This window comes from Haloferax profundi, from assembly GCF_001469865.1.
In the GTDB taxonomy this organism is placed as follows: domain Archaea; phylum Halobacteriota; class Halobacteria; order Halobacteriales; family Haloferacaceae; genus Haloferax; species Haloferax profundi.
This window is the reverse complement of sequence record NZ_LOPV01000655.1, coordinates 1-2,004: the sequence shown is the minus strand read 5'-3', so window position 1 is coordinate 2,004 and position 2,004 is coordinate 1. Positions and strand designations below refer to the sequence as shown.

The 2,004-nt window shown below is 53.9% G+C and carries 2 protein-coding genes; both read left to right on the top strand.

The genetic code is table 11. The features are described from left to right. The coding region (locus tag AUR66_RS18490) for an aldehyde dehydrogenase family protein (RefSeq protein WP_157533235.1) at nt 1-1,166 on the top strand (1,166 nt) is incomplete at its 5' end. 107 nt (nt 1,167-1,273) lie between these two features. Continuing rightward, the coding region (locus tag AUR66_RS18485) for an NAD(P)-dependent oxidoreductase (RefSeq protein ID WP_157533234.1) at nt 1,274-2,004 on the top strand (731 nt) is incomplete at its 3' end.

The window sequence follows — 2,004 nt, the reverse complement described above, 5'->3', positions numbered from 1 at the left end:
AGGGTAAGACGCAGTCTATCGCTGAGTACGAAATCTCTGCTTCAGCCGACATTGCTCGGTATATGTCGGAGTGGGACCGGCGGATCGAAGGTGACGTCGTCCCCGGAAGCCAACCACGTCAATCGATCAATCTGGTCCGCAAGCCTTACGGCGTAGTTGCTGGCATTATCCCATGGAATTTCCCGATATCAGTGTTCGTGAGGAAGTTCGCTCCTGCGCTCGTTGCAGGAAATACGACTGTGATAAAACCGAGCGAACTTACTCCATTGACGACTCTCGAACTGATGAGTCTCATTGACGAAGAAATCGACTTACCAGCTGGCGTCTTGAACGTCGTGACCGGGGGTGGTTCGGTTGGTGCAGGGCTCGTCAAGGACCCAGAAGTTGACTACGTCACGATGACTGGAAACGTCGACACAGGTAAAGCGATAATGCGAAACGCCGCGGACGACCTCACCCATGTGTCTCTCGAACTCGGGGGGAAGGCACCAGCTATCGTCTGCGCTGACGCCGACATCGAAAGTGCCGTCGAGCACATCGTTGGCTCCCGAACCATTAACGCCGGTCAGGTCTGTACGTGTGTCGAACGGGTTTACGTTCACTCGGACGTTCGCAAAGAGTTTGAATCTGCATTCGTCCGAGCAATGTCGGAGGTAGAAATTGGCGATCCTGTAGAAGATCCGGACATGGGGCCTCAAGTTAGTGCGAGCGAACAGCAAAAGACTCAGGATGCGATTCATCGTGCTGTAAAACAAGGTGCAGAAGTCGCAACTGGCGGCGCGACAGTCACCGAACCACCGTCAGAAGATGGGTACTGGGTCCAACCAACAGTTCTCACGAACGTCGATCAGGACATGGACATCATCCACAAGGAGGTATTCGGTCCCGTCGCACCTATCGTCGAGGTTGAATCTGTCGACCAAGCAGTTGAGTACTCCAACGATTCGACGTATGGACTCTCGTCGTACGTCTTCACCGAGAGCTATCGAGACGCCATGCAAATCGCCGAAGATCTCGAGTTCGGCGAGACATTCATCAATGGAAGTGGTGGTGCACAACAGGGTCACCACATTGGCTGGAAAGAGTCGGGGATCGGTGGTGAAGACGGTAAACACGGGGCTCTCAAGTACACACAGCTCAAATCCGTCTACCACAACTTCGATTAACTACCCGAACTAGCCATTTGCGGGTTCTCTCATCTATCGTTTCGTGTGTGTGAATGTCGCTCATGAGTGTTCGTTAGATATATTAGTGACTGGCGGGACGTCTATCCATGTCCGACACAACTGCTGGAGTCGTAGGACTTGGAAAGATGGGCGGAAATATGGCAAAATGCCTACTCGATTCGGACTTCGAAGTCTACGGATACGACATTCAGCCCGAAGCTCGCGAGGAATTTAGCAACCATGGGGGAATCGTAGCCGACAGTACCCGTGACGTTGCGCGTCAAAGCGACGTGACAATCACCAGTCTTCCAACGTCCGATATCGTCGAGGCGACGTACACCGGAGACGATGGACTTGTCCACGAGTCCATCGAAACAACGTTCATCGAAGTGAGCACCATCGCACCGCCTACGACGGAGGTGCTCGCTGAAGCTGTCGACGGAACGCCTTCAGAGATTCTTGACGCACCGGTGACAGGCGGTCCAGAAAATTCACGCGAGGGAACGCTGACGGGGCTCGTCGGTGGTAAAAAGTCAGTATTCGAATCGGGGACGGCACAGGACGTGTTGGACGCGCTCTGTTCCGAGTACCATTATGCAGGCTCGTCGGGTGCTGGTCACGCGATGAAGCTTCTGAACAATACCATGTCCATGGGCAACCTTCTCCTCGCGATGGAGACTGTTGCACTGGGTTCACGCTATGGTATCGATGGTGAGCGACTCTGGGAGATTCTCGGGAACGCGAGTGCGACATCGGTTGCGTTTGAGAGTCGGATGCCACGTGTGTTAGAGCGCGACTTTGAAGCTGGCTTTACAATCGACTTCGCGCGCAAAGACAT